The sequence below is a fragment of the Ectopseudomonas toyotomiensis genome (assembly GCF_900115695.1).
Lineage (GTDB): Bacteria > Pseudomonadota > Gammaproteobacteria > Pseudomonadales > Pseudomonadaceae > Aquipseudomonas > Aquipseudomonas toyotomiensis.
This window is the reverse complement of sequence record NZ_FOXK01000002.1, coordinates 447,984-470,363: the sequence shown is the minus strand read 5'-3', so window position 1 is coordinate 470,363 and position 22,380 is coordinate 447,984. Positions and strand designations below refer to the sequence as shown.

General features: G+C 62.7%; 19 protein-coding genes. 7 read left to right on the top strand and 12 right to left on the bottom strand.

Annotation, left to right across the window (positions count from 1 at the left end; genetic code table 11):
• Positions 1-9 precede the first annotated feature (9 nt).
• The 7 genes from hflX to BM186_RS05420 all read right to left on the bottom strand — a co-directional run bounded on the left by hflX (position 10) and on the right by BM186_RS05420 (position 7,982).
• Positions 10-1,311, bottom strand: coding sequence for a ribosome rescue GTPase HflX (hflX, locus tag BM186_RS05450; protein ID WP_074913807.1), 1,302 nt, complete (start codon positions 1,309-1,311; stop codon positions 10-12).
• Between the two features lie 12 nt (positions 1,312-1,323).
• The gene (hfq, locus tag BM186_RS05445; RefSeq protein ID WP_074913806.1) at positions 1,324-1,584 is read right to left on the bottom strand and encodes an RNA chaperone Hfq; all 261 of its coding nucleotides are present in this window, start codon (positions 1,582-1,584) and stop codon (positions 1,324-1,326) included.
• 100 nt (positions 1,585-1,684) lie between these two features.
• Entirely contained in the window at positions 1,685-2,656 is a 972-nt protein-coding gene (gene miaA, locus BM186_RS05440) for a tRNA (adenosine(37)-N6)-dimethylallyltransferase MiaA (RefSeq protein ID WP_074913805.1), read from the bottom strand.
• A 53-nt stretch (positions 2,657-2,709) separates the two neighbouring features.
• Entirely contained in the window at positions 2,710-4,581 is a 1,872-nt protein-coding gene (gene mutL, locus BM186_RS05435) for a DNA mismatch repair endonuclease MutL (protein ID WP_074913804.1), read from the bottom strand.
• Between the two features lie 8 nt (positions 4,582-4,589).
• Positions 4,590-6,017, bottom strand: a complete 1,428-nt coding sequence (locus BM186_RS05430; protein ID WP_204378737.1) for an N-acetylmuramoyl-L-alanine amidase — start codon at positions 6,015-6,017, stop codon at positions 4,590-4,592.
• Positions 6,018-6,027: 10 nt separating this feature from the next.
• Positions 6,028-6,495 carry a tRNA (adenosine(37)-N6)-threonylcarbamoyltransferase complex ATPase subunit type 1 TsaE gene (tsaE, locus tag BM186_RS05425; protein ID WP_074913937.1) on the bottom strand — a complete coding sequence of 156 codons (468 nt, stop codon included), beginning with the start codon at positions 6,493-6,495 and terminating at the stop codon, positions 6,028-6,030.
• Positions 6,483-7,982 carry a bifunctional ADP-dependent NAD(P)H-hydrate dehydratase/NAD(P)H-hydrate epimerase gene (locus tag BM186_RS05420; protein ID WP_074913803.1) on the bottom strand — a complete coding sequence of 500 codons (1,500 nt, stop codon included), beginning with the start codon at positions 7,980-7,982 and terminating at the stop codon, positions 6,483-6,485. Before BM186_RS05420 ends, tsaE begins: the two co-directional genes overlap by 13 nt.
• A gap of 60 nt (positions 7,983-8,042) precedes the next feature.
• Here BM186_RS05420 and queG point away from each other — a divergent pair, with 60 nt between their 5' ends.
• The gene (queG, locus tag BM186_RS05415; protein ID WP_074913938.1) at positions 8,043-9,107 is read left to right on the top strand and encodes a tRNA epoxyqueuosine(34) reductase QueG; all 1,065 of its coding nucleotides are present in this window, start codon (positions 8,043-8,045) and stop codon (positions 9,105-9,107) included.
• Between the two features lie 96 nt (positions 9,108-9,203).
• Here the strand turns inward: queG and orn are convergent, their stop codons facing one another.
• Together orn and BM186_RS05405 are read right to left on the bottom strand one after the other, a co-directional pair.
• Positions 9,204-9,746 (bottom strand): oligoribonuclease, encoded by a 543-nt coding sequence (gene orn, locus BM186_RS05410; protein WP_017678658.1) that lies wholly within the window; start codon positions 9,744-9,746, stop codon positions 9,204-9,206.
• 29 nt (positions 9,747-9,775) lie between these two features.
• Positions 9,776-10,570, bottom strand: coding sequence for a class I SAM-dependent methyltransferase (locus tag BM186_RS05405; protein WP_074913802.1), 795 nt, complete (start codon positions 10,568-10,570; stop codon positions 9,776-9,778).
• An 87-nt stretch (positions 10,571-10,657) separates the two neighbouring features.
• Here BM186_RS05405 and rsgA point away from each other — a divergent pair, with 87 nt between their 5' ends.
• A complete protein-coding gene (gene rsgA / locus BM186_RS05400) occupies positions 10,658-11,689 on the top strand; it encodes a small ribosomal subunit biogenesis GTPase RsgA (RefSeq protein ID WP_074913801.1) in 1,032 nt (343 codons plus the stop codon).
• On the opposite strand, the gene motB is transcribed toward rsgA, so the two are convergent.
• Both motB and motA read right to left on the bottom strand, forming a co-directional pair.
• The gene (motB, locus tag BM186_RS05395; RefSeq protein ID WP_074913800.1) at positions 11,683-12,678 is read right to left on the bottom strand and encodes a flagellar motor protein MotB; all 996 of its coding nucleotides are present in this window, start codon (positions 12,676-12,678) and stop codon (positions 11,683-11,685) included. The two genes, rsgA and motB, sit on opposite strands and share 7 nt — an antisense overlap.
• Positions 12,679-12,681: 3 nt before the next feature.
• Entirely contained in the window at positions 12,682-13,533 is an 852-nt protein-coding gene (gene motA / locus BM186_RS05390) for a flagellar motor stator protein MotA (RefSeq protein ID WP_021487864.1), read from the bottom strand.
• Positions 13,534-13,652: 119 nt separating this feature from the next.
• On the opposite strand from motA, the gene BM186_RS05385 reads away from it, so the two are divergent.
• From BM186_RS05385 to BM186_RS05365, 5 genes are all read left to right on the top strand, one after another.
• Positions 13,653-15,176 carry an HDOD domain-containing protein gene (locus BM186_RS05385; protein ID WP_074913799.1) on the top strand — a complete coding sequence of 508 codons (1,524 nt, stop codon included), beginning with the start codon at positions 13,653-13,655 and terminating at the stop codon, positions 15,174-15,176.
• Between the two features lie 50 nt (positions 15,177-15,226).
• Positions 15,227-16,042 carry a rhodanese-like domain-containing protein gene (locus tag BM186_RS05380; RefSeq protein ID WP_074913798.1) on the top strand — a complete coding sequence of 272 codons (816 nt, stop codon included), beginning with the start codon at positions 15,227-15,229 and terminating at the stop codon, positions 16,040-16,042.
• Between the two features lie 70 nt (positions 16,043-16,112).
• Positions 16,113-16,973: an archaetidylserine decarboxylase gene (gene asd / locus BM186_RS05375; protein WP_074913797.1), complete on the top strand. Its 861-nt coding sequence runs from the start codon at positions 16,113-16,115 to the stop codon at positions 16,971-16,973.
• Positions 16,974-17,140: 167 nt separating this feature from the next.
• The gene (locus BM186_RS05370) at positions 17,141-18,943 is read left to right on the top strand and encodes a molecular chaperone (RefSeq protein WP_074913796.1); all 1,803 of its coding nucleotides are present in this window, start codon (positions 17,141-17,143) and stop codon (positions 18,941-18,943) included.
• 62 nt (positions 18,944-19,005) lie between these two features.
• A complete protein-coding gene (locus BM186_RS05365) occupies positions 19,006-21,075 on the top strand; it encodes an EAL domain-containing response regulator (protein WP_074913795.1) in 2,070 nt (689 codons plus the stop codon).
• Positions 21,076-21,138: 63 nt separating this feature from the next.
• Here BM186_RS05365 and serB read toward each other — a convergent pair whose 3' ends face one another.
• Entirely contained in the window at positions 21,139-22,353 is a 1,215-nt protein-coding gene (gene serB, locus BM186_RS05360; protein WP_074913794.1) for a phosphoserine phosphatase SerB, read from the bottom strand.
• Positions 22,354-22,380: the final 27 nt, after the last annotated feature.

Sequence of the window (22,380 nt, the reverse complement as noted above, 5' to 3'; positions counted from 1 at the left end):
TCCCAGGCTTTATTGCAAAGTATGTTGCTCGATGAAGGTTTGAGGCTCCAAACCTTCGCGACTCACCAGGCGATTGAGCTCGACTCGCGGCAAACGTACCGCTAGCAGGCTGCGCCCCAACTCGTCATGTTCTTCACTCTGCACCGCCCCCAGCGCGAAGAACTGCGCACGCAGTCGCCCCAGACGTTGCGGCAGCTGCAGAGTAGCAACGAACAAATCTTCGCCCAACAGCTCCGCCACTGCTTGACGCAACAGCTCAAGACCACGCCCCTCGCGGGCCGACAGCCAGACACGCAGCGGCTTGCCATCAGCATCGCGCTGGATCTGCGGCTCGACACCATCCAACAAATCCAGCTTGTTGTATACCTCGAGCATCGGTAACTCGTGTGCGCCGATCTCCTTGAGCACGTTCTGCACCTGCTCGATCTGCGCCATACGCTCGGGCTCATGGGCATCGATCACGTGCAACAGCAGATCGGAGTTGCTCGACTCTTCCAACGTAGCGCGGAAGGCCTCAACCAGCTTGTGCGGCAGGTGGCGAATGAAACCAACGGTGTCGGCCAGCACGATCGGACCCAGGTCATCGAGTTGCAGACGCCGCAAGGTCGGGTCGAGCGTGGCGAACAGCTGGTCGGCCGCATAGACCTCGGAGGTGGTGAGCGCATTGAACAGCGTGGACTTACCGGCGTTGGTGTAACCCACCAGGGAAACCGAAGGGATATCCGCGCGCCTGCGCCCACGGCGCGCCTGCTCGCGCTGACTGCGCACCTTCTCGAGCTTCTGCTTGATCTGGCGAATACGCACACGCAGCAAGCGGCGGTCGGTTTCCAGCTGGGTTTCACCCGGACCACGCAGGCCGATACCACCCTTCTGCCGCTCAAGGTGGGTCCAGCCACGCACCAGGCGCGTACTCATGTGATCGAGCTGGGCCAACTCGACCTGCAGCTTGCCTTCGTGGGTGCGCGCACGCTGGGCGAAGATATCGAGGATCAACCCGGTACGATCGAGCACACGACACTCGAAGGCGCGCTCGAGGTTGCGCTCCTGGCTCGGGGTCAGGGTGTGATTGAAGATGACCAGATCGGCCTCGATGGCCTTGACCTGGTCGCGCAGCTCCTCGACCTTGCCGCTGCCGATAAGGAACTTGGCAGTCAGACGACTGCTGGGCACGCTAAAGAAAGCGACCATGTCGGCGCCTGCCGACATGGCCAATTCCTGGAACTCCTGGGGATCTTCGCTCGCCTCGGAGTCTTGGCCTTCCAGATGAACCAGGATGGCCCGCTCACCGCCCTCATGACGCTCGAAGAACAATGCAGCCCCCTATCAGGCGTTACCCGGCTCGCCATCGGTCTGTTCGGCGTCGCCAGCACTCGGCAGACGCACCGGACGGCTGGGTACGACGGTTGAAATAGCGTGTTTGTAGACCATCTGGCTGACAGTGTTCTTCAGCAGGATGACGAACTGATCGAAGGATTCGATCTGGCCCTGCAGCTTGATGCCGTTGACCAGATAGATGGAAACAGGGACGCGTTCCTTACGCAGGGTATTCAGGTAAGGGTCTTGTAGCGAATGCCCTTTTGACATGTGCCGCACTCCTTTCGAGGATCAATTTCAATAATTTTAGTAGGTAAACAATGGCTTCAGGCCGCCCCACCCCCAAGGATAGACGACCAGCGGCAAGGTCTCATTTCAATATGGAGACGCTTTCCAGGTATTTCAAGGCGCGAGACAGATTGTCGCAGGCCAGGCTATCGAGCCAATGCAAGTTCTCCCAACCGCGTAGCCAGGTGAACTGACGCTTGGCCAATTGCCGAGTGGCGATGATGCCCCGCTCGACCATATCGTCCCGGGACAGCTCGCCATCGAGGTATTCCCATACCTGGCGATAACCCACCGCCCGTATAGACGGCAATCCCGCGTGCAAGTCACTTCGTCTACGCAGGGCTTCGACCTCTTCCACGAAACCCTGTTCCAACATCACCCGAAATCGTTGAGCGATGCGGTCATGCAAAACCTGACGCTGCGCTGGTGCGATAGCAAGCTGAGCAACAGTATAGGGTAATTGCCCGGTGCCTGATGTGCCCGCATCGGGATTTCCTGCAGCCTGGCGCAGGCGATGCTCGGTCATGCTCAGGCCGCTCACGCGATAGACCTCAAGTGCCCGGGTCAGACGCTGCGGATCGTTGGGATGGATGCGCGCGGCGGACTGCGGATCGACCTCAGCCAGCTCCCGATGCAGCGCCTCCCAACCTTCGGCTGCGGCCCTTGCTTCCAGCTCGGCGCGGATGGCCGGGTCAGCGCTGGGCATATCGGCCAAGCCCTCCAACAGCGCCTTGTAATAGAGCATGGTGCCGCCTACCAGCAGCGGAATACGCCCACGCGCGGCGCTCTCGGCCATGGCAGCCAGGGCATCGGCGCGAAATTCCGCCGCCGAATAACTCTCGACCGGGTCGCGGATGTCGATCAGCGCGTGGGGAAATTCATCAAGAATGGCGCGCTCAGGCTTGGCCGTGCCGATATCCATGCCGCGATAGACCAGCGCCGAATCGACGCTGATCAGGTCACACGGCAATACGCGCGCCAGCTCCAGGGCCAGATCGGTCTTGCCGGCGGCAGTCGGGCCCATCAGGAAGATTGCAGGAGGAAGCGAAGACATCGATATGGCTCGAAACACGAAGACGGGCGCCCCTGACTCAGGGCTTCATTCAATTACTGACCACGCATGAACAACTTGTCGAGCTGATCCATGCTCAACTGCGTCCAGGTCGGACGCCCGTGGTTGCACTGGCCGCTGCGCTCGGTCTGCTCCATATCACGCAGCAGGGCGTTCATTTCGGGAATGGTCAGGCGCCGGTTGGCGCGCACCGCGCCATGACAGGCCATGGTCGCCAGCAGCTCGTTGAGATGCGCCTGGATACGGTCGCTGGTGCCGTACTCGAGCAGATCGGCCAGCACGTCACGCACCAACTGGGTGGCCTCAGCCTGTTTGAGCAACGCCGGAATCTGGCGAATCGCCACGGTTTCCTCACCCAGGCGCTGCAGCTCGAAGCCCAGACGCTGGAACCACTCGGCATGTTCCTCGGCGCAATCGGCTTCGCGCTGGCTGAGGGCGATGGACTCAGGCACCAGCAGCGGCTGGCCGCGCAAGCCTTCACTGGCCATGGCGTGCTTAAGACGCTCGTAAGTGATGCGTTCGTGCGCGGCGTGCATGTCCACCACCACCAGGCCCTGAGCGTTTTCGGTGAGGATGTAAACGCCTTTGAGCTGCGCCACGGCATAACCGAGTGGTGGAATGTCGCCCTGCTCCTGGGGCATGGGCTGAACCTGGGCAGTCGGCAGTGGCGAAAAATACTCGCGATATGCAGCCTGGGCTTCGCCAGCGGATACGCAGGGATTACCTGCCGACTGCTGATACCCGGCACCACTGCCGCGCCAGGCTGGCTGCACGCTGGGAGCCGGCGTTTCAAGAATGCTGGCCGCCAGACCCATTTCGCCCTGCGGGCCAAATTCTCCGGCAGCCATGCCGGTCGGACGCGCCACGGATGAAATGGCTGCCGGAGCCGCCACCTGATCTTCTGGGCGTACATCGGCCAGGGCGCGATGCAGGGTGCCGTATAGGAAGTCGTGAACCATGCGGCTGTCACGGAAACGCACTTCATGCTTGGTCGGGTGAACGTTGACGTCCACCGTCGACGGATCGATTTCCAGAAACAGCACGAAGGTCGGGTGCCTGCCATTGAACAGCACGTCGCGATAGGCCTGGCGCACCGCATGGGCCACCAGCTTGTCACGCACCATGCGGCCGTTGACGTAGAAATACTGCAGATCCGCCTGGCTGCGGGAGAAGGTCGGCAAGCCGACCCACCCCCACAAGCGCAGGCCACCGCGCTCGATCTCGATGGGCAGCGCCTGCTCCAGAAAAGCCGGGCCGCAGACAGAAGCAACGCGGCGCGCACGGCTGATTTCGTCGCCAGCCTCGTGCAGGGCAAACACTGTCTTGCCGTTGTGACGCAGATGGAAAGCCACATCGAACCGCGCCAGCGCCAGGCGCTTGATCACCTCCTGCAGATGATCGAACTCGGTCTTCTCGGCACGCAGGAACTTGCGCCGCGCCGGGGTATTGAAAAACAGGTCACGCACTTCCACCGAGGTACCCACCGGGTGCGCAGCAGGCTGCACGCGCGGCTCCATATCACGGCCTTCGGTTTCCACCTGCCAGGCCTGGTCGGCGTCGGCGGTACGCGAGGTCAGGGTCAGGCGCGACACCGAGCTGATCGACGCCAGCGCCTCGCCACGAAAGCCCATGCTGAGCACGGCTTCGAGGTCTTCCAGCTCACGAATCTTGCTGGTGGCATGGCGCGCCAACGCCAGCGGCAGGTCGTCTGGGGCGATACCACCACCGTCGTCGCGCACCTTGAGCAGTTTGACACCGCCCTGCTCGACGTCGACATCGATACGCCGCGCCCCGGAGTCCAGGCTGTTTTCCAGCAGTTCCTTGGCGACCGAAGCCGGGCGCTCAACCACCTCTCCCGCAGCGATCTGGTTGGCCAGGCGCGGGCTGAGCAAATGAATACGGGACATGACACTCACTACTGGGCTGCCAGCGCTGTGGCGGGTATCTGCAATGTCTGGCCGACCTTGATCACGTCACCATTGAGCTTGTTGGCACTGCGCAGGGACGCCAGGCTGATCTGGTAGCGCTGGGCGATCAGCGCCAGGCTCTCGCCGCGTGCCACCACATGCTCACGCGGACCAGCGGCGATTTTGCCTTCGTCACGCAGCCAGGCAACGTAGGTGCCAGGCGGCGGGTTCTCATGGAAGAACTGCTTGACCCCGGTAGTGATCGAACGCGCCAGCGCCTGCTGATGGCTGGCGCTATGCAGTTTCTTGGCCTCGTTGGGGTTGGAGATGAAACCGGTCTCAACCAGAATCGAGGGAATATCCGGCGATTTCAGCACCATGAAGCCTGCCTGCTCGACGCGCCGTTTGTGCAGCGGGGTGATGCCGCCCATGTTCGACAGCACCTTCTGCCCGACATTGAGACTGGAGGACAACGAAGCGGTCATCGACAGATCCAGCAACACGCCGGCGAGCATCTTGTCCTTGTCGTCGAGACTGACATTGCCGGCGCCACCGATCAGGTCGGACTGGTTCTCGGCGTCGGCCAGCCAGCGCGCCGTCTCGGACGTAGCACCCCGTTCGGACAGGGCATAGACCGAAGCGCCGAACGCCGAAGCCCGCGGCGCCGCGTCGGCATGAATGGACACGAACAGGTCCGCGCCTTTCTTGCGCGCGATCTCGGTGCGTTTACGCAGCGGGATGAAATAGTCACCGGTGCGCACCAGTTCGGCACGGAAACCCTTTTCGGCATTGATCTGCCGCTGCAACTCTTTGGAGATGGCCAGGGTCACGTGCTTTTCATACTGCCCCTTGACCGGCGACAGCGCCCCCGGGTCCTCACCACCATGGCCGGCATCAATGGCGACGACGATATCGCGCTTGCCATTGGGCACAGGCGTCAACTTCGGTGGTGGCTGGGTCGGCGTGACCGGCACAGGAGGTGCGCTGGCGGCAATGCTGGGCGTCTGCGTGGCGGGTGGCGCACTGCCCTGATCGAACAGATCGACCACCAGGCGATGGCCATATTGCTGGTTAGGCGCCAGGGTAAAGCTCTTCGGCGACACTGGCGCCGACAAATCGATGACCACGCGCAGGTCATCAGCGCTGCGCTGGGCCGAGCGCACACCGGTGATCGGGGTATTGGCCAGCGAAAGCTGTTCGAGACTGGTAGCCAACTTGGCGCCACTGACGTCGATAACGATGCGATCAGGTGCGGCAAGGGTGAACACGCTGTGCTGTACCGGGCCAGACAGATCGAAGACCAGACGGGTATTGTCCGGGGCACGCCACAAACGCACGCTCCGTATATCGGAGGCAGCCAGGGCCTCGGCAGCCAGGGCCGCCAACAACACCCCCACAGCTGTAACCAGCGCGCCTATGCGCATAACCAACCCCATCGCTTCTTATTCATTCCTTGCTGCTCAGGGCCTTGCACCAGGCCTCCCCTCGAGCCCCACGCCCCTGCAGCAACAGCGAACGGCCGCTCGCTTGGGGGCTAATGGTAATGTCCAGGTCGGGCTTTGGCAAAACGCCCGCGCCACGCTGCGGCCATTCGATCAGGCACAAGGCATCCCCCTCGAAGTAATCGCGGATGCCGAGAAACTCCAACTCCTCAGGGTCGACCAGACGATAAAGATCGAAATGGAAGGCGCGCACGTCGCCAATTTCGTAGGGCTCGACCAGGGTAAAGGTCGGGCTCTTGACCGCGCCAGCGTGGCCCAGGCCGCGCAGAATTCCGCGTGAAAGGGTGGTTTTGCCGGCGCCCAGATCACCATGCAGATAGATGATGCCCTGCCCCCCACTGATCTTGGCGATCCGCGCCCCCAGAGTCAGCATTGCGGCTTCGTCGGCCGCTTCGAGTTTCACTTCACACAAGGACACAACTCCTCCAATAAGTGACGAATGGTGCAGGGCAGATCACCGGCAGCCAGCCCGCGCCCCTGCGCAGCCAGCACCTCACCGGCACGTGCATGCAGCCATACCGCCAGGCAGGCCGCATCATACGCTGCCATGCCCTGCGCCAGCAGCGCGCCAATCAAACCGGCCAGCACATCCCCAAGCCCCGCGCCCGCCATGGCCGGATGACCACGATCACACAGCGCCATACGCCCGTCCGGTGCTGCGACCAGGCTGCCTGCGCCCTTGAGCACTACCACCAGGCCAAAACGGTGCGCCAGGGCCCGCACGGCAGCCGGCCGATCAGCCTGCACGCTCGCGGTATCGATGCCCAGCAAACGCGCCGCTTCGCCCGGATGCGGCGTGAGCACGCCCTGATCAGGCGCGGCGACCTGCCCGGCAGCCAGCAGATTGAGCGCATCGGCATCCCAGACCTGAGGCATATCGAGACTACAGACGCCAGACAGCAAACTGCGCGACCAGCCCCCCTGACCCAGGCCAGGCCCTGCCACGCAGACATCGGCTCGCTCGGTGAGTGCCAACAGCTGATTGGCCGAAGCCACCGCCGCACACATGATTTCAGGCCGCCGCACCAAAGCGGCCGTGACATGCTCACCTCGTGTCGCCAGTGACACCAGGCCAGCGCCGGCACGCAGGGCACTGTCGGCACAGAGCAGCGCGGCGCCGCCCATGCCCAGATCGCCTCCGATCACCAGCAGGTGACCGAACTGGCCCTTGTGCGCCACCGGCGACCGCGCCGCAAGGCGCGGCAGATTGGCCGGGTCGAGACGCTGCGCCACGCTGGGCGCCTGGACCAATAGCTGGGCATCGCCTTGCAGATCGTCGAACTGCAGCTCGCCGCACAGCTCCGGGCCAATGCCCGTGAGCAGGCCGAGCTTGAGGGCGATGAAGGTCACGGTCAGATCGGCGCGCACGGCCACGCCAAGGCACGCGCCGCTATCGGCGTGCAAACCAGAAGGAATATCCACCGCCAGCACCGGCAAGCCACTCTGGTTGAGCATGCGAATCGCCTGCGCATAAGGCTCACGCACCGCGCCAGCCAGACCTGTGCCGAGCAACCCATCGACCACGATGCCAGCCAGTGGCGCGCATTCGCTCCAGGGCAGCAGATCCACACCCGCCCTTCGCGCCTCGGCGCAGGCCTGCTCAGCATCGCCACTCAGAGCAGCGGGATCACCCACTGCCAGCACGCGCACGCGCCAACCGGCACGCTGAGCCAGAGCCGCAATCAGGTAGCCGTCACCGGCATTGTTGCCACGCCCGGCCAGTACGGTGATTTCGCCGGCATCCGGCCAGCGTCTGCGCAACGCGCGCCAGGCCGCATGGGCGGCGCGTTGCATCAACTCGAAACCGGGCGTGCCGGCGGCGATCAACTGCGCATCCAGCGCACGCACCTGTTCGGCACTGTGCAGGCTCAACGGCAAAGAGGCTGGTAATAGATGCATGGCTCGCTCACCACGGATGTCTGGCAGAATTATACCTACGTCCATCGCCTGCGCCCGCCCATGTCCGATCAAACCCTCGACCTCAATGCTCTGGCCCTGTCCATCAAGGACTGGGGACGTGAGCTGGGCTTTCAGCAAGTCGGCATCACCGATGTCGAGCTGGGCGAACACGAGGCGCACCTGCAACGCTGGCTGGCAGCTGGCTATCAGGGCGAGATGGAGTACATGGCCGCCCATGGCAGCAAGCGCTCACACCCGGACGAACTGGTACCTGGCACCCTGCGCGTGGTGTCGCTGCGCATGGACTATCTGCCCGGCGACACGCAGATGGCCCAGCGCCTCAAAGAGTCGGAGCAGGCCTACGTGTCGCGCTACGCCCTGGGCCGCGACTACCACAAACTGATCCGCAAGCGCCTGCAACAACTGGCCGAACGCATCCAGCAGCAGATCGGTCCGTTCGGCTACCGCGCCTTCGTCGACAGCGCCCCGGTGCTGGAAAAGGCTATCGCCGAAAAAGCCGGTCTCGGCTGGATCGGCAAGAACACCCTGGTGCTCAACCGCAAGGCCGGCAGCTATTTCTTTCTCGGCGAACTGTTCGTCGACCTGCCACTGCCGGTGGATGCCCCACACGCCAGCGAGCATTGCGGACGCTGCAGCGCGTGCATGGATATCTGCCCCACTGCAGCCTTCGCCGGGCCCTACGTGCTGGATGCCCGGCGCTGCATTTCCTACCTGACCATCGAGCTGAAAGGCTCGATCCCCGAAGAGCTGCGTGCGCCCATCGGCAACCGCGTGTTCGGCTGCGACGACTGCCAGATCGTCTGCCCCTGGAATCGCTTCGCTCGCCCCACCGACCAGGGCGACTTTCAACCGCGCCACGGCCTGGACAACAGCGGCCTGGCCGAGCTGTTCATGTGGACGGAAGAGGAGTTTCTCAGCCGCACCGAAGGCTCGCCGCTACGCCGCGCCGGCTACGAGCGCTGGCTGCGTAACCTGGCAGTCGGCTTGGGCAACGCGCCATCCACCATCCCGGTACTACAGGCTCTGCAGGCGCGCCGCGAACACCCGTCGGAGCTAGTGCGCGAGCATGTCGAGTGGGCACTGGCGCGACACGGTGCTCTGTAGCCCGGATGCAATCCGGGAATGGCGCCGCCCGCTTCCCCGGATTGCATCCGGGCTACGCTACTTGCACGGTACGCGCGACGCGCCGGAGTGGCTGATTTACACCTTGAGGAAATGCTCACGGTAGTGGCGCAGCTCGGCAATGGACTCGCGAATGTCATCCAGCGCCTGGTGGGTGGCGGTTTTCTGAAAGCTGTCCTTGACCGCTGGCGCCCACATGCCAGCGAGGATCTTCAGCGTCGACACGTCCAGGTAGCGGTAGTGGAAGTAGGCTTCCAGGGCCGGCATGTACTTGTAGAGAAAGCGGCGATCCTGGCCGATGCTGTTGCCGCAGATGGGCGACTTGCCCTTGGGCACCCACTGTTCGAGGAAGGCGATGGTCTGTGCTTCGGCCGCAGCCGTGTCGATCTTGCTTTCACGTACGCGCTGGGTCAGGCCGCTCTGGCCATGGGTGCGGGTGTTCCATTCGTCCATGCCGGCCAGAGCTTCGTCACTCTGGTGGACGGCGATCACCGGGCCCTCGGCCAACACGTTCAGCTCGCTGTCGGTGACGATGGTGGCCATCTCGATGATCACATCGCGCTCCGGCTCCAGCCCGGTCATTTCCAGGTCGATCCAGATCAGGTTGTTGGGGTTTTGCATGGTTAGGCTCCTTGGCTCAGGCGCCAAGTCTAGCGGATCTCGTGACCCTTCATACGCCAGAGAAACAGGGACGTTTGCCGCCCTTCGTTGATCTCGAGCTCGCGATCAGCCGGCACGCCCGGAATCTCGAAGGTGTTGCTGATCAGCCAGCTATTGGCATGCATCTCGACGTGCGCCTTGGCCCACAGACGCGGCATCGGCACGGGCGAGAGAAAGCAGTAGACGACATCGAAGTCGCCGAGCTCGACCTGCCACAGACTCCGATAACGAATGCTGCAGTTCTCCTGCAGCAGGCAGCGTAGCCAGGCGAAAGCGAAGAGCAGTGGCGCCGTCTCGACACCAACGAACTGCCCGCGCGGAAACCGTCTGGCCAGTTGCAGCAACGTACCAGCAGTACCACAGCCCAGGTCGACGAAGCGCAGCGGCGGCTCACGCTCGCTCAAGCACTGCTGCAGACGCTGCTGCGCCTTGCGCCCACTCAGGTAGAGCGGCACCTGTTCACGCAGACTGTTCCAGTTAACAAGTAGCAGCAGAACGAAGCCCAGCAGGAACAACCAGGCCGGTAAATCGGCGCGCTGCATTACCAGCAGCGCGGGCAGAAACGCCAGATTGATCCACAACCACCAGCGTGACAGACCCAGGCGCCAGCCGATCCCGGCGGCCACAACACCTTGCAGCAGCGCCACCGAAAAAAGCGACATGCGCCAGGGCAGCAACGCCAGCAGATAGACCAGCACCACCACCAGCGCCAGGGCCAGACCCTGCGCCAAAAGAGCGCGCAATAGCGGTAGCCGCAGCACCGCTCGTTCCTCGCCTGCCGTCATTCCCGACCTCTGTTCCTGACAGCCGAATGGCCGCCGAGCGCTCATGCTAAACTCGCCGCGATCAACACTCCACTACCCGGATGCTCCATGGCCAAACGCCAACTCAACCGACGCCAGAACTGGCGGATCGAAAAGATTCAAGGCGAGCGCGCCGCCCGCGCCGCCAAGCGTGAATCACGGGCAATGGAAGCACTGGAAGGCGGTGACCTCGGCCCGGAACAGACCGGACTGGTAATCGCCCATTTCGGCGTACAGGTGGAAATCGAAGGTTTACAGGGCGAGATGGCCGGCCAGGTGTTTCGCTGCCACCTGCGCGCCAACCTGCCGGCACTGGTCACTGGTGATCAGGTGGTCTGGCGCCCCGGCAACCAGGGTGACGGCGTCATCGTCGCGCAACTGCCGAGAAACAGCGAACTGTGCCGCCCCGACATGCGCGGCCAACTCAAGCCGGTGGCGGCCAACGTCGACCAGATCGTCATCGTCTTCGCGCCGCTGCCCGAGCCGCACGCCAACCTGATCGACCGTTATCTGGTTGCCGCCGAGCACGCGGGCATTCGCCCGCTACTGCTGCTGAACAAGGCCGATCTGATCGATGAGCAGAACCAGGTAGTGCTGGACGCGTTGCTCAAGGTCTATCGTGAGCTCGAGTACCCGCTGTTGGAAGTCTCGGCCCATCAGGGCGATGGCATGGAGCAGCTGAAACATCGCCTGAACGGAAACGTCAGTGTATTCGTCGGCCAGTCTGGCGTGGGCAAGTCATCCTTGGTCAACAGCCTGCTGCCCGGCGTCGATACGCGTGTCGGCGCGCTGTCGGAGTTGACCGGCAAGGGGACGCACACCACCACCACCGCACGGCTTTTCCACTTTCCCGGTGGCGGTCAACTGATCGACTCCCCAGGCATTCGCGAATTCGGCCTCGGACATGTCAGCCGTGATGACGTGGAAGCGGGCTTCATCGAATTCCACGACCTGCTCGGGCGCTGTCGCTTCCGCGACTGCAAGCATGATCGCGAACCCGGGTGCGCGCTTTTGCAGGCCTTGGAAGACGGCCGCGTGCAGCCACAGCGCATGGCCAGCTACCGGCACATCATCGCCAGCCTGCCGGAAGACGATTACTGATTATTCAGTTGATCGAACTGCAAGGCGCCTTCTTCGAAGATATTCAGGCGCTGCTGCAGTTGCTCTGGCGCTAGCGGCTCACTCGCCGCGTCCGCCGGAACCTCGCCTGGCGCGGGCGCAGTGCCTTCCTCGACGCCTTGTTCACCCTCGATGGCGCGCTGCGCCTTCTTGGTCAGCACAACGATATCGATGCGCCGATTGACCGGATTGAATGGGTCCTCGCGATCGAACAGCGCCGACGAGGCATAGCCGACCACACGCGCCACCTGCTCGTCCGGGTACCCGCCCGCCACCAATGTGCGCCTCGCGGCGTTGGCACGGTTGGATGACAACTCCCAGTTGCCGAAATCGCCGCGCCCTACAAACGGCTTGGCATCGGTGTGACCGCTGATGCTGATCTTGTTCGGCACCGCGCGAATGGTGTCGGCCATGGCCAGCAGGATGTCTTCGAAATAGGGCTGAAGGTTGGCACTGCCGAGAGCGAACATCGGTCGGTTCTCGGCGTCCATGATCTGAATGCGCAGGCCATCCTGGGTGATTTCGAACAGTATCTGGTCCTTGAAACGCTGCAGCTCGGGATTCTCTTCGACCTTGTTCTGCAGCTCCTGCAACAGCAGTTCCAGACGTTCCTGCTCCATCTTTTCCGCCAGGGTTTCGATCTGATCGGTACTGACGCCGGACTCATCCGGTTGACTCTCCGGCGTCTCGGAGATATCCGGATTGAGGGTGCGCTCGGGCGCTGGCGTAGGCGTGCCGCCCAGGTCGATGGCGTATGGACTGGCACTCTCGGTGAAACCGATCGGGTCCTGGAAATAGCCGGAAATGGCTTTCTTCTGTTCCGGAGTGGCCGATGTCATCAGCCACATGACCAGGAAGAACGCCATCATGGCGGTTGCGAAGTCGGCAAAAGCGATCTTCCAGGCACCGCCATGGTGTCCGCCAGCGGTCTTCTTGACCCGCTTGACGATGATGGGTTGGTTATTTTCCATGGCTTAGCTGCCGCGCATGGCCTGTTCGAGCTCGCTGAAGCTCGGACGATGTGCCGGGTACAGCACCTTGCGCCCGAACTCTACGGCCAGGGTCGGCGGCATGCCCGAGGCAGAAGCGACCAGGGTCGCCTTGATCGCTTCGTAAAGGTTCAGCTCTTCCTTGGCGTCATGTTCCAGCGCGTTCGACAGTGGGCCGAAGAAACCGTAGGAAGCGAGAATACCGAGGAAGGTACCGACCAGAGCAGTACCCACCTTCTCACCGATCTGCGCGTTGTCCGCCTCTGCCAGGATCGACATGGTGATCACGATGCCCAGCACGGCCGCGACGATACCCATGGCCGGCATGCCGTCGGCGACCTTGGCCACAGCGTGCGCCGGGTGCTCCACTTCCTCCTTGAGGCTGGCCAGTTCCATGTCGAACAGGCCTTCGAGTTCGTGCGGCGCCATGTTGCCGGAAGACATGATGCGCAGGTAATCGCAGATGAACGCAGTCATCCGCGCGTCCTTGAGCACACCGGGATACTTGCTGAAGATCGGACTGGCATTGGGATCTTCGACGTCCGCCTCGATGGCCATCATGCCCTCGCGGCGACTCTTGTTGAGGATCTCGTACAGCAGCTTGAGCACTTCGAGGTAATAAGCGTGGGTAAAGCGACTGCCAAACATGCTCAGCGATTTCTTGAAAACCTGCATGAACATGCTGCCGGGGTTGGCCTGGAGGAATGCACCCAGCGCCGCGCCGCCAATAATCAGAACCTCGAAGGGGTGGACCAATGCCATGAACTTCCCGCCCGAGAGTATGAACCCGCCGAGCACACAGCCAAAGACGACAATGATGCCTAAGATTTTTACCATGGAATAAACGCTTGTAGAGCCTAGTGGACGGGTTATTAAAAACAACCCTTCTAATTATCGGAGCTTATACGCCAGACTATAGCCAGTTATGGTCAAAAGCCAGTTCGACTCGAGCCAATATGCCGACGTCAAAGTCTCTGCCACGCACTCTGGACGCCTGGGTCCAACATCTGGGCAAGTTGCCACTGCCTATCGAGCAGCAGCAGCATGTGCGCCTGCGTCGCATCCTGGCAGACAGTCGCCGGACCTGGCGCGAAATTGCCGAGGCGATAGAGTCCAGCCCCTCTTTCGCCCTGCAGGTACTGCGCGAGGCAAACCAATCGAGCAACAGCCTCAGTGATCCAGCCGAGAGCGTCGAAACCGCGCTGTCGCGCCTGGGCCTGAGCCGCTGCGAAGCCCTTCTCAGCCAGGCGCCTGCCCTGCCAGAAAGCGACATCCCTCTAGCATTCAAGCAGATTTTGCTGATCAGTCAGCATGCCAGCCAACAAGCTCGTGGCCTGTTCGGTGCACGCCTGGCTCGCCTGTGGAATGAACTGCACGGCTGCAGCCTGCTGTTTCTTTCACCCATCTGGCCATTGCTGTGCGCCCATCCGCAGTTGTTCGAGGCCTGGGAGCAACGTGTACTGCTCAAGGGTGAGCGACCCGCTGCAGTCGAGAAAGAGCTGCTCGGCGTCACCTTGATCCAGCTGTGCGTCAAACTGGCCGAGCGCTGGCGACTGCCAGAATGGATCGTGCGCGGCTACCGCCTGCTCGAGCGTGATCGTCGCCAACTGGTCCGGGCACTGCACATCGCTCGCGACAACGAGCATCCGTTGCATCAACAGCAAATGCTCGACGCCGACATCCCCCTGCGCCACTGGCTCACCCATCCGAGCAACTGCGTGCTGCTGGCCAACGGCTTGGCAGTATCCGCCCACCACGCCTGGGATACCGCGCACAGCCTGCGCTGGCAACGTCTTACCGGACTTTACCTGCAGATCCCTCTGAATGAGCTACAACAGGAAGTGCACCAGCACGCCGTGAGCAGCGCACGCCTGATTCACGATCACGCACTCTGGCACCCGGCCCAGGCACTGATCTGGCCATGGGACACCCATCGCCTGAAGCCTGCCGTCAGCACCGCAGCGCCACCCAAGCGCGATGACCTGGCCACTTGGCGCCAGCACTGTGCACGCCTGCTCGCCGAGCCCAGCACCTTTGCCAATGTGCCGCAGCTGACTGCCTGCGCCCGCGACGCCTTACAGGCCTGCGGCCTGAAGCGCGTGCTGCTGCTTCTTGCCGATCGCCAGCACACCCGCCTGCAAACCCAGCAACAGGCGGGGCTCGATGCCAGCGCGAGCACCCTGAGCCTCGACCCGGCACAAAGCCAGGTGTTGAAACGCCTGCTCAGCGCGCCAGGACAACTGCGCCTGACGCCCAGCAACGTGGCGCAGTTTTCGGCACTGCTGCCAGGCAACCTCAAGGCCCTGTTCCCCAGCGAGCATCTGCTGCTGCGCTCTGTGGCCAACAACGGTCGGGTAGTGATGCTGGTCGTGGCCGACCAGGGCGGCCAACCGCTCAATGACGTCAGCCTGCAGGCCTTTACCAAGACCGTGCAGTGCATCGAGCGCGCGCTGGGCAGCTTTTCCAGGCGCGGGCGCTGAAGCGCTCTGTTTCCGCTACAATCGACCTCTTTTCATTCAAGGAGGCCGTCATGTCCGCCTTCGACAACTTGCCACTGGTGATCGAGCCAGCCCAACTGGCCGAACGCCTGGATGCAGCCGACCTGATCCTGCTCGATCTGAGCAGCGCAGCGCGCTACACCACCGGCCACATCCCAGGCGCGCGCTGGGTGGATGCCAAGCGTACGCAACTGGGCCTGCCGCCCGCCCCCGGTCTGCTGCCCGAGCGAGCGCAGCTCGAAGCGCTGTTCGCCGATATCGGTCATCACGCGGATGCCGTTTATGTGGTCTACGACGATGAGGGCGGCCCTTGGGCCGGTCGCTTCATCTGGCTGCTCGACGTGATCGGCCATCAGCGTTACCACTTCCTCAATGGCGGTCTGCAGGCCTGGATCGGCGATGGCCTCAAGCTGAGCCAGGAGGTGCCCGCAGTAACCCGCACCGACGTATCGCTGACGCTGAGCGATGCCCCCACCGCCACCCGCGAGTACCTGCAATCGCGCCTGGACGCCACCGACCTGGCCATCTGGGACGTGCGCGGCGCGGACGAATACCGCGGCGAAAAACTGAGTTCAGCGCGTGGCGGGCATATCCCCGGCGCCACCCATTTCGAGTGGACCGCCGGCATGGACCCGCAACGCGGTATGCGCATTCGCACGGATATCGCAGAAATCCTGCAAGGCCTGGGCATCACACCCGACAAGGAAGTGATCACCCACTGCCAGACTCACCGCCGCTCCGGCTTCAGCTATGTGGTAGCCAAGGCACTCGGCTATCCACGCGTGAAGGCCTATGCCGGCTCCTGGTCCGAGTGGGGCAACCTGCCCGACACGCCCATCGAACGCTGAGTCCGTCGACCATTCAGTTGCACCCGGCCTGGCCACGCCAATGCCGGTTCAGAACCTTCAAGGAAACACGATGAAACAACGTCTTTTTATCCTCAGCCAGTACCTGCTGCCTCATCACCTGCTGTCGCGCCTGATCGGCTGCGTTGCCGAATGCCGTATCGGCTGGCTGAAGAATCCGCTGATCTCGTGGTTCGCCAAGCAGTACCAGGTCAACATGAGCGAAGCGCAAGTCGAGGACCTGCGTGCTTACGAACATTTCAACGCGTTCTTCACCCGCGCTCTGAAAGACGGCGCGCGCCCGCTGGATGAAACTCCCGGGGCCATTCTCAGCCCGGCCGACGGAGCAATCAGCCAACTCGGCGCCATCGAGCACGGCCGCATCTTCCAGGCCAAGGGTCACAGTTTCAGCGCGGTCGAACTCCTTGGCGGCGACGCCGAACGTGCAGCACCGTTCATGGGCGGCCAGTTCGCCACCGTGTACCTCTCGCCGAAGGATTACCACCGCGTCCATATGCCGCTGGGCGGCACGCTGAAAGAGATGATCTACGTGCCGGGCCGCCTGTTCTCGGTCAACCAGACCACCGCGGAAAACGTGCCGGAACTATTCGCCCGCAACGAGCGCGTGGTTTGCCTGTTCGACACCGAGCGCGGGCCGATGGCCGTGGTACTGGTGGGCGCGATGATCGTTGCCAGCGTGGAAACCGTATGGGCCGGCTTGGTCACGCCACCCAAGCGCGAGCTGAAGAGCACCCGCTATGACGCGCAAGCACGCGGGCCGATCGAACTGGCCAAGGGCGCAGAAATGGGCCGCTTCAAACTGGGCTCTACTGCCATCGTCCTGTTCGGCCCGAATCAGGTGCAATGGGCCCAGGAGCTGGGCGCAGGCAGCGCAGTGCGCATGGGCCAGCTGATGGGCACGGTTCAGAACTGAGCCGCTGAGAAAAGGAACCCGCATCTCGACCGTTCGGTCATAGATCCGTACTCTGGCGAGGCAGGCCGTCCGCGCGGATGGGCTGCCAGCACAGGCAGATACTGCTAGAGTTCGAAAGACTATTACTAGAGCCGCTTGGTATTGCGTGGCCGGAGTATCCGAGTTTGATGGATAGACAGAGTACCCACCTTCAACTGTTGCGCGTTCCCACGCCGAGCAAGCAGAGCCTCAGTTTCTGCGACGGCAGCCCCCGCGATCTGAAACGCTGGATCGCAGGCCTGCCCAAGGCGAACATCGGTGAAACCGCACGTCAGTTGTATCAGAGCCTGGTGGAACTCAATCAATTCCTCACCCCTTCGGAAAATCGCCTGCAGTTGCTCGAACTGCTGCGCCCGGAAGTCAGCTTCGTCTGCCAACACCTGGAGCGTCACTTTCTCAACCAGGCCATCGTTCTCGACGAGCGCCCGCGCAAGGTGGCCAATCTGTGCCAGGCGCTGCAGAACCACCTGGCCGTCGGCTACAAGCTGATCATTTCCCGCGTGATCGCCCGCAGCGGCAAGGATCGCGACCAGTTGCTCGCCGTCTCCCTGCAACGCGCCAGCCACAGCCTGTGCAGTCCGCTGATTCGTGCCAGTCAGCTTTACTGCCCGGTTCCGGAAGGGCTCTGGCTGGAGCTGCACCAGCTCTATCAGATTGCCTGCGAGCAGCGCCTGCAGCGTCAGGTCATTCGCGACCCACTGGCACGCCATACTCAGGGCCTGAGCACCGAGCAGACCTACGTGACCGCACTGCTACTCGGCTGCGCGCGCACCAACCAGATGCGCCAGAACGGCATCGCCCGCCTGGCGCAAGCGCTGGAACCCTGGAGCGCACTGGTCAAGCTGCAGCCAGGCGATCATGCCGACAGCCTGTTCGTGCTGGCGCCGCAGGTCGACGGCCCGCCGCGCTACAAGTCGTTGTATCAGAGCAGCGAATTGCACAACCTGCTGGGCATCGATACGCAGCCGCTGGTCGATGCCATCAAGGAATACCTGGAACTCCCCGAAGAAGAGCGCAGCAAATCGCGCCTGATGATTCCGGAGGGCATTACCCTCGATCTGCTACAGCACGTTGCCGCAGCCTGGGGCGACATCGCCGAGCGCACCTTCCAGCGCACGCCGGGGCAAGGCAGCCTGACCCTGTGCATCGGTATGACCGCGCTGCATTTCTTCCTCTCCGGACGCTGCTCGTTCGCTGAAGTACTGAAACGCCCGGTAGAGCTGGGCGCTGCGGTATTCAAGCCGTCCACGGGCGAGCCTGATGTCTGGTCGAACGCCTTCGATGCTCAGCGCAATGCGGCTGACGAAATCCACTTCGAAGAGATTCAGTACACCAAGGTAACCCCCGGTGAGCAGGCGCAGCCTGAGAGCAATGGCGAGAGTTACCCGACCTTCCCCCTGCCCATCGTCAATCACAGCCCAGGTGGCTATTGCCTGTCCTGGCCCAAGGACGTCCCCAGCCAACTGCAGGCTGGTGAACTGCTAGGCGTACAAGACAACCCCAGCCAGGGCTGGAGCGTGGCCATCGTGCGCTGGATTCGCCAAGTGCGCGGCGGCGGCACGCAGATGGGTATCGAGCTGATCGCACCGCACGCGCGCCCCTGCGGCCTGCAACTGTTGCGCAAAGCCGAGCAGAACAGCCAGTTTCTGCGCGCCCTGCTGCTACCGGAAATCAGCGCCATTTCTCGCCCCGCCAGCCTGATCACTCCACGCTTGCCATTCCAGGAGGGCAGCAAGGTCCTGATCAACGATCACGGCGAAGAACACCGCGCCCTGCTGACCCGCAGACAGGTCAGTACCGGCAGCTTCAGTCAGTTCGAGTATCGCCGCGTGGGCGAAGAGGAAAGCGCGCCCGGGACACCGGTCACAGCCTCGCAAAGCCAGAAGCCTGCGGGGGAGGAAGATTTTGACTCGCTCTGGAAGTCGCTGTAGGCTCCGGCGAACTCACCATTTGTCGCCTTTTCGCGTCCGTTCGGCGCGGTAATGACCCCTCTATGGCCATCGAAAAAAAAACCATCCGCCTGCTGATTCTCGAAGACTCGCAGAACGAAGCAGAGCGCCTAGTCAGTCTGTTCCGCAACGCCGGGCATGCCACTCGTGTGCATCGTCTGACCTCCAGCGATGACCTGGCAGAAACACTGCAACAGACCTGGGACCTGCTGATCTGCGCAGCGAGCAGCGAGCATCTCGATCCTGGCGAGGCGATCAGTGCCATCCGCCGCCAGGCCAAGGACATCCCCGTCATCCAGCTGGTCGAGGAAAATGATTCCGAGATCATCACCGAAGCCCTCTTGTTCGGCGCGCAAGACGCCCTGCCGCAAGGTGAGGACGAGCGTCTGGTGCTGGTGGCCAAGCGCGAGCTGGCCAACCTCGAGGAACGTCGCGCCCGCCGTGCCGCCGAAGTGGCCTTGCGTGAAGCAGAGAAGCGCTGCCAGCTGCTGCTGGAAAGCTCGGTAGACGCCATCACCTACGTCCACGACGGCATGCACATCTATGCCAACCGTGCCTATCTCGAGCTGTTCAGCTACGAAGATGGTGAAGAGCTGGAAGGCATGCCGATGATCGACCTGATCGCCAGTGCCGATCACGCTGCGTTCAAGGATTTCCTGAAGAACTACCAGAGCGCCGAAGGCAATGCCGAGCTCAATTGCCAGGGCGTACGCGCCGATGGCAGCAGCTTCGCCGCGCAAATGACCTTCTCCCCCGCCACCTATGATGGCGAACCGTGCATTCAGGTGGTGATCCGCGCGGAAACCTCCAATGCCGAACTGGAAGAGAAACTGCGCGAGATCAGCAGCCAGGATCTGGTCACCGGCCTGTTCAACCGCAATCACTTCCTCGAGCTGATGGACAGCGCCGCAGAGCGCGCCGTCAACACCGGTCAGCCCTCGACCCTGGCGTACATCCGTGTCGACCGCTATGCCAGCATGCAGGGCGAGATCGGCCTCGCCGGTATCGACCTGCTGTTGACCGACCTGGCCGGCCTGCTGCGCGCACATTTCCCGGCGGACACTCAACTGGCCCGCTTCGGTGACGACGTGTTCGCCGCCCTGCTCCCGGGCCAGACGCCCGAGCAGTGCCAAGCCAGCCTGGCGCCCCTGCTGAAGAAGGTCGAAGCCCACCTGTTCGATGTCAGCGGCCGCACCGCGCAGACCACCCTGTCGATTGGCGTCGCCGGCCTTAGCGAGAAAACCGCCAAGGCGCAGGAAGTCCTCGATCGCGCGCACCGCTGCGCCGACGAGCTCAGTGACGGCAATGCCATCAAAGTGTTCAACCCGGCCGATGAACTCGCCGCAGCAGCCAACCGCGGCAGCCTGCTGGCGATGGTGCAGCAGGCACTGGAGAACAACAGCTTCCGACTGCTGTTCCAGCCGATCATCAGCCTGCGTGGCGATGCTCACGAACACTATGAAGTGCTGCTGCGCCTTCTCAATCCGCAGGGTGCAGAGGTGCCGCCAATGGAATTTCTCGCCGCCGCCAAGGATGCCGGCCTCGGCGAGAAGATCGACCGCTGGGTAATCCTCAACTCGATCAAGCTACTGGCAGACCACCGCTCTAGAGGCCATAACACCCGTCTATTCGTACACCTGTCCAGCGCCAGCCTGCAGGACCAGACGCTGCTGCCCTGGCTCAGCGTGGCACTCAAAGCCGCGCGCCTGCCATCGGACTCGCTGGTGTTCCAGTTCAGCGAACCGGACGCCATCGCCTACCTGAAGCAGGCCAAGGCGCTGACCCAGGGTCTGGCGGAACTGCATTGCAAGGTGGCCTTGAGCCAGTTCGGCTGTGCGCTGAACCCGTTCAATACGCTCAAACACCTGCAAGTGGACTTCGTCAAAGTCGACGGCTCGTTCTCCCAGGACCTGAGCAATGCAGAGAACCAGGAAGCGCTGAAAACCCTGCTCAGCAGCCTGCATGCCCAGGCCAAGCTGACTATCGTGCCCTTCGTCGAAAGTGCCAGCGTACTGGCCACGCTGTGGCAGGCCGGAGTCAACTTCATTCAGGGTTACTACCTGCAGGGCCCGAGCCAGTCGATGGACTACGACTTCTCGGCCGGCGACGAATAAATTCCACCGACAAAAAAGCCGCCTGAACAGGCGGCTTTTTCATATCCGACGCAGCGCTGGTATTTATTCCTGTCCCTCACGGTCACGGAAGCCGAGCAGATAGAGAATGCCGTCCAGCCCCAGGGTGGAGATCGCCTGCTTGGCCGATTGTTTGACCAGCGGCTTGGCGCGGAAGGCCACACCGAGACCGGCCAGCCCGAGCATCGGCAAGTCGTTGGCGCCATCACCGACGGCGATGGTCTGCTCCAGCTGCAAACCTTCCTTCTGCGCCAGCTCACGCAACAGATCCGCCTTGCGCTGCGCGTCGACGATGGGCTCGACGGCCACGCCGGTGACCTTGCCGTTCTCGATCTGCAGTTCGTTGGCGAACACGTAGTCGATGCCCAGTTTGGCCTGCAGCTGCTTGGCAAAGTAAGTGAAGCCGCCAGAGAGAATCGCGGTCTTGTAGCCCAGGCGCTTGAGTTCAGCGAACAGCACCTCGGCGCCTTCGGTCAGACGTAGGGACGCGCCGATCTCTTCCAGCACGTCTTCCGACAGGCCCTGCAGCAAGCCCAGACGTTCCTTGAAGCTGGCGCGGAAATCCAGCTCGCCACGCATGGCGCGCTCGGTGATCTCGGCTACCTGCTCGCCAACACCGGCAGCCTTGGCCAGCTCGTCGATCACCTCGGCCTCGATCAGCGTCGAATCCATGTCGAACACTGCCAGACGGCGATTGCGACGGAACACCGAATCACGCTGGAAGGCGATGTCGACGTTGAGCTCCTGCGCCACGCTGAGGAACTCGGCGCGCAGGGCTGCAGGATCGGCTGGCTCGCCACGCACGGAGAACTCGATGCAGCCCTTGCCCTGCTCGGCTGGCATGTCCAGTGGCATGCGCCCGGAAAGACGGTCGATATGATCGATATTCAGGCCGTACTTGGCGGTGATGGCACTGACGCGCTGCAACTGCTCGGCGCTGACCTTGCGCGTCAACAGCGTCACGATATGGCGCGCCTTGCCCTGGCCACCAACCCACTGGCGGTAGTCGTCTTCGGAGACCGGGGTGAAACGTACCTGCTGATCGAGCTCGTAGGCGGTGAACAGCAGATCCTTGAGCACCGACTGGGAGTGGCCGTTGTCAGGAATCTCGATGAGGATGCCGAAGGACAGGGTGTCGTGGATTACCGCCTGGCCGATATCGAGGATGTTCACCCCGCCCTGAGCCAGCACGCCGGTGATGGCTGCGGTAAGTCCGGGGCGATCCTCGCCGGTGATATTGATCAGGACGATTTCGCGCAAGACGCACCCTCCAAGGCAAACGATTGA

Excerpts from the sequence above, each read along its gene's own strand:
- hfq (WP_074913806.1), bottom strand. The coding sequence starts at position 1,584 with ATGTCAAAAGGGCATTCGCTACAAGACCCTTACCTGAATACCCTGCGT.
- miaA (WP_074913805.1), bottom strand. The coding sequence starts at position 2,656 with ATGTCTTCGCTTCCTCCTGCAATCTTCCTGATGGGCCCGACTGCCGCC.
- mutL (WP_074913804.1), bottom strand. The coding sequence starts at position 4,581 with ATGTCCCGTATTCATTTGCTCAGCCCGCGCCTGGCCAACCAGATCGCT.
- BM186_RS05430 (WP_204378737.1), bottom strand. The coding sequence starts at position 6,017 with ATGGGGTTGGTTATGCGCATAGGCGCGCTGGTTACAGCTGTGGGGGTG.
- BM186_RS05420 (WP_074913803.1), bottom strand. The coding sequence starts at position 7,982 with ATGCATCTATTACCAGCCTCTTTGCCGTTGAGCCTGCACAGTGCCGAA.
- queG (WP_074913938.1), top strand. The coding sequence starts at position 8,043 with ATGTCCGATCAAACCCTCGACCTCAATGCTCTGGCCCTGTCCATCAAG.
- orn (WP_017678658.1), bottom strand. The coding sequence starts at position 9,746 with ATGCAAAACCCCAACAACCTGATCTGGATCGACCTGGAAATGACCGGG.
- BM186_RS05405 (WP_074913802.1), bottom strand. The coding sequence starts at position 10,570 with ATGACGGCAGGCGAGGAACGAGCGGTGCTGCGGCTACCGCTATTGCGC.
- rsgA (WP_074913801.1), top strand. The coding sequence starts at position 10,658 with ATGGCCAAACGCCAACTCAACCGACGCCAGAACTGGCGGATCGAAAAG.
- motB (WP_074913800.1), bottom strand. The coding sequence starts at position 12,678 with ATGGAAAATAACCAACCCATCATCGTCAAGCGGGTCAAGAAGACCGCT.
- motA (WP_021487864.1), bottom strand. The coding sequence starts at position 13,533 with ATGGTAAAAATCTTAGGCATCATTGTCGTCTTTGGCTGTGTGCTCGGC.
- BM186_RS05385 (WP_074913799.1), top strand. The coding sequence starts at position 13,653 with ATGCCGACGTCAAAGTCTCTGCCACGCACTCTGGACGCCTGGGTCCAA.
- BM186_RS05380 (WP_074913798.1), top strand. The coding sequence starts at position 15,227 with ATGTCCGCCTTCGACAACTTGCCACTGGTGATCGAGCCAGCCCAACTG.
- asd (WP_074913797.1), top strand. The coding sequence starts at position 16,113 with ATGAAACAACGTCTTTTTATCCTCAGCCAGTACCTGCTGCCTCATCAC.
- BM186_RS05370 (WP_074913796.1), top strand. The coding sequence starts at position 17,141 with ATGGATAGACAGAGTACCCACCTTCAACTGTTGCGCGTTCCCACGCCG.
- BM186_RS05365 (WP_074913795.1), top strand. The coding sequence starts at position 19,006 with ATGGCCATCGAAAAAAAAACCATCCGCCTGCTGATTCTCGAAGACTCG.